The sequence below is a fragment of the Frigoribacterium sp. CFBP 13605 genome (assembly GCF_014839405.1).
Lineage (GTDB): Bacteria > Actinomycetota > Actinomycetes > Actinomycetales > Microbacteriaceae > Frigoribacterium.
Window position 1 is genome coordinate 1 of record NZ_JACYNS010000153.1, and the last position, 4,537, is coordinate 4,537.

The following is a 4,537-nucleotide window of genomic DNA, read 5'->3' on the forward strand; positions in this document are numbered from 1 at the left end:
CGTCGCGGTCGGGACGACCCGTGCGCGGGCCGCCGACGACAGGACCGACCGCGGCCGCGCCGACCCCGGCCGCGGCGACCCCGGCCGCACCGAACCGGCCCCCGAACCGCTCTCTACCCCGACCCGTTCGACCACCACCACCGAGGAGACCTCCCGTGCCTGACACCACCGCCCTGCCCCGTCCGCCGTTCGACCCCGAGTTCGCGCCCTTCCTGGAGGCGATGGACGCCCGCGGCCGCTTCCGCCTCGAGACCGGGATGCTGCCCCGGATGCGACAGCTCGAGACGACGGAGGCGCAGCTCGACGAAGGACTGCGCGCCCGCGGTCTCGAGAGGCGCAGCATCACCGTCCCCGGGCACCTCGGCGACCCGATCGACCTCGCGGTCGTCCAGCGGATCGGCCGCACCGGGCCGGCGGCCTGCGCCTACGCGATCCACGGGGGCGGCATGATGTTCGGCCACCACCTCGGCAACCTCGACTCGTACGACGACTGGCTGCTCGTGCACGACGTCGTCCTCGTCAGCCCCGACTACCGCCTCGCGCCCGAGCACCCCGACCCCTACCCGGTCGAGGACTGCTACGCCGGTCTCGTCTGGGTCGCCGAGCACGCCGACGAGCTCGGCGTCGACCCCGACCGCGTGGTCGTCGTCGGTCAGAGCGCCGGGGGCGGGCTCGCCGCGGGCACCGCGCTCCTGGCCCGTGATCGACGCGGCCCGGCCCTTCTCGGGCAGGTGCTCGTCAGCCCCATGCTCGACGACCGCGACGCGACCGTCTCCGCCCGGCAGTTCGACGGGGTGGGCGTCGCCGACCGGGAGATGACCCGGTTCGGCTGGGACGCCTACCTCGGCGACCGTCGTGGTGACGACGACGGTGTGTCGATCTACGCCGCTCCCGGCCGCGCGACCGACCTCACGGACCTGCCACCGGCCTACGTCGACTGCGGCAGCACGGAGGTGTTCCGCGACGAAGCCGTCGCCTACGCGGGGGCGCTCTGGGCGGCCGGGGTGCAGGCCGAGCTCCACGTGTGGCCGGGGGCCTTCCACGGCTCCGCGAGCATGCTGCCGCAGGCGACCCTGTCGCGCCGAGCCGTCGCGGCCCTGCGGGACTGGACCGGGCGCCTCCTCGGCTCTGCCGCCTGATCGGGGCCGAGATGGAGCCCGGTCACGATCAGGGGGCGCCGCGGCGGCGACGGGACACGCTCAGGAGTCCCGCCGCCGCGCGGCGAGGGCGAGGAGCGCACCGAGACCGAGGAGGCCGAGCACCGCGATGCCGAGGACGGCCGGTTCGCTGCCCGTGAAGGCGAGCAGACGGTCACCCCGTGACGCTCCGGGCCCGGTCGACGGGTCCGAGGTCGTGCCCGCGGCACCGACGGCATCGACGGGTGCCCCCGGGTCGACCGGGGCACCCGGGTCGACGGGGGCACCCGGGTCGACCGGCACACCGGGATCGACCGGCTCCCCCGGGTCGACGGCCGGCAGGAGGCCCGCGTCGATGCCGAGGTCCCGGTCGACCCCGACGAGCTCGTCGCCCTCGAGGACGGTCGAGAGCGCCACCGTCGCGGTTCCGTCGAGCCCGGCGTCGGAGTCGACGCTGTCGTCCTCGCCCTGGTGGCGTGCGGTCCAGGCCCGGTCGGGCAGCGAGGAGAAGGCGACGGTGTACTCCCCCGGGCGGAGCCCGTCGACGACGTACGTGCCCGCGAGGTCGGTCCTGGTGCGCCGCTCGACCCGACGGCCCCGGTCGTCGGTGCCGGTGAGGGTCACCGGGAGGAACGGGATGCCGGCCTCGGCAGGCCCCTGGAGCCCGTCGGCGTCCGCGTCGTCCCACACGCGGTCGCCGACGGCTCCGGCGACGACGGTGATGGCGGCCCGGTTCGAGAACGCGGCGAGCGCGAGGTTCGTCGCGCGCAGGCCGAACCGGTTGGTGACGACGTCCCCGTCACGTGCCTCCGTCGTCGTCGCGGCGAGGTCGTGCGTGACGACCTCGCCGACGTCGACGGCCGTGGTCCGCTGGATGCGGACGGCGGTGACGTCCTCGAGCGCCACCTGGTCGCCGCCCGTCCCGATGCGGGACGCGTCGAACCAGGCGGTGTCGCCCCCGGGGGCGTTGCTCGGGTCGTCGCCGTCCAAGGAGATGCCGCCCGGGGCGGCGGTCGTGTAGCGGACGCGTTCACCGGCGTCGGGGTCGACCTCGACCGGGGCGGCGAGGTCGACCTGCCCACCGCTGGCCCCGACGGTGGGCAGGACGTCGATCAGGTCGACGGCCGCGATGGGGACGGAGTCGGTGTTGCGGTACTCGAGCGTCCAGACGAGGTCGTCGCCGACGACGACGGTGGGCTCCTTCGCGGTCTTCTGGACGCCGATGCCGCTCGAGGACTCGACGCGGACGCCTCGGAGTGCCGTGCGGAGCCCTTCGGGCGACAGGTCGTCGTCGGCGGCGACGTGGGCGGTGTTGTTCACGGACCCCGGCGGGGCCGTCCCGGACACGTCGAGCCGGTACGTGAGGGGCGCGATCGGACGGTTGGGGACGACGTCCTCGAGGGTCCAGACGATCGTCTCGTGGAGCTCACCGTCGATCGTCGTGGTCTCGACGCTCGTCGGTTCGAGGGAGCTCGAGCCACGCTGGTACGTCGTGTGCTCGGGCAGGACGTCGGTCACCGTGAGGGCCTGGGGGCGGCCCCCCTCCGTCGCGTTCGTCAGCGTCGGGTAGAGGGCGTAGTCCATGCTCGTGCCGGCGACGACGAACGCGGTCTTGTCGGGGGTGGTCTCGGCGGTGGTGCCGGGGTCGACGACCTTCTTCACGACCCGGGCCCTGACCTGCGTGACGATGACGCTGTCGGCCAGCGGCCCGACACCGTTGGCCGCGGGCGCCGTGTCGTGGACCCAGGCGCTCGTGCCGTCGAAGAACGAGCCGAAGTCGTGGACGCGGGTGTCGTTCGGGGCGGCCTGCACCTCGAAGTAGCTGAAGAGGTTGCCGGCCCGCCCGCCGGCGACCGTCCCGACGGCGCGGATCTTCCCGATCGCGTCGACACCGCCGGGGACGTCGTCGGGGCTGTCGTACCAGGGACCGTCGGAGTCGTCGCACGTGGCGTCCCGACCGACGGTGGGGTCCGTGAAGGAGAACGCCGCGTACTCGATGCGGACGCCCTCGTTCCAGCCGTTGGTGGTCGCGTGCTCGCCGAACAGCGTCGTCAGCTGCTGGAAGCGGTTGTCGTAGACGTCACAGGTGATCGCCCCGACGTAGTCCGAGACGCCCCTGTTCGCCAGGTTGACCTGGGAGCGGAGGCGCGTCCCGGGGGTGACGTAGGGGTCTCCCGACTTCGCGGAGCCGACGGCGGTGGAGCCGTCCGCCCGGGTCTGGCCGAGGTGCTTGAAGCCCCCTCCCGGGACGAAGAACGACAGGTTGCGGTCGACCGAGTTGTTCGCCAGCGGCTCGGTCGAGCCCGGGAAGTTGGACGCACCGCTGATGCCCGTGGTCTGCAGCGGGGTGAAGGTGTTGGTCGCGATGAGGGACTGGCCCGCGTCGAGGGCGGGAACCCAGATGCTGATGTACCCGCTGATCACGTAGGGCTTGACGCCCCCCTGGATCGGCTGGCCGGTGGCGCTCTGCGAGGGGATGCCCCTCGACGGCGTGATGTCGGTGTCGGTGCCCGTGATGGTCACCTCGACGGGCTGCCCCGGAGCGGACTGCGTGCACTCGAAGCGGCCGGAGTGCAGCACCGTCGTGGACCTCCCCCCGCTGCCGCCGGGGAGGACCGGGAAGGTGCGCCCGTCGTTGAGCCCGCAGGCGGCCCGCCCGTCGTGGCCGAAGAGGACCGCGGGGGACGGCAGGTCGCCGAACATCCGGGAGACGTCGTCCTGGAAGGTGAAGGTGCCGCTCGAGCGTTCGTAGCCGAGGAGCCCCTGCCCGGGGACCACGGGCTCCCACGCGACGGTCACGGGGTACTGGAGGACTGTCCCCTCCGTCCCGTCGGGGCCGACGACACCGGGGTGGAAGGTGGAGTTCGCGACGGATTTCGCGAGGTCGAAGCGCGGTGCCGCGGAGACCGTCGTCGCCACGGATGTGACGGGCCCTGCCGGTTCGGCGACGCCGTCACCGGTCACGGTGCCCGTGATGGCGACCGTGCCGCCGCCGGCCCGGGAGTCGATGGTCAGGACGACCGGGGTCGCGAGGACCTGCCCCTCGCCGACGGTGCCGACGTTGCAGGTGAGTTCGGGGCCGACGATCGCGGAGCCGTCGACCTCGCAGGTGTTCGGCATCCCGGCCCACGTGGTGCCGTCGGGTGCGGTGACGGTGAACCGCTCGTTCGTCACCGAGCCGCCGTTGGCGCTGACGGTCACGCGGTAGGTGATGGCGTCGAAGGTGCGGACGATGCCGTTGGAGGCGCCGGCGTCGGCACCGGGGCCCTCGGCGGGCGTGAAGGGGCCGCTGCCGTCGGCGCGGCGCTCGATGTCGAGGTCGACGGTCGCGGTCCATCGCCCCATGCTGTCAGCCCCGTCGCTCGCCGACCAGGGAGTGGCGATCCCTGGACGAGCGCTCT

2 protein-coding genes are annotated in these 4,537 nt (G+C 73.6%); one reads left to right on the plus strand and one right to left on the minus strand.

Annotated elements, in window-relative coordinates:
- The first annotated feature begins 155 nt into the window (after window positions 1-155).
- On the plus strand, window positions 156-1,139 hold the full coding sequence (locus IFT36_RS15280; protein WP_200413578.1) for an alpha/beta hydrolase: 984 nt from the start codon (window positions 156-158) through the stop codon (window positions 1,137-1,139).
- A 60-nt stretch (window positions 1,140-1,199) separates the two neighbouring features.
- On the opposite strand, the gene IFT36_RS16840 is transcribed toward IFT36_RS15280, so the two are convergent.
- On the minus strand, window positions 1,200-4,481 hold the full coding sequence (locus IFT36_RS16840; RefSeq protein ID WP_200413579.1) for an SdrD B-like domain-containing protein: 3,282 nt from the start codon (window positions 4,479-4,481) through the stop codon (window positions 1,200-1,202).
- Between the last annotated feature and the right edge of the window lie 56 nt (window positions 4,482-4,537).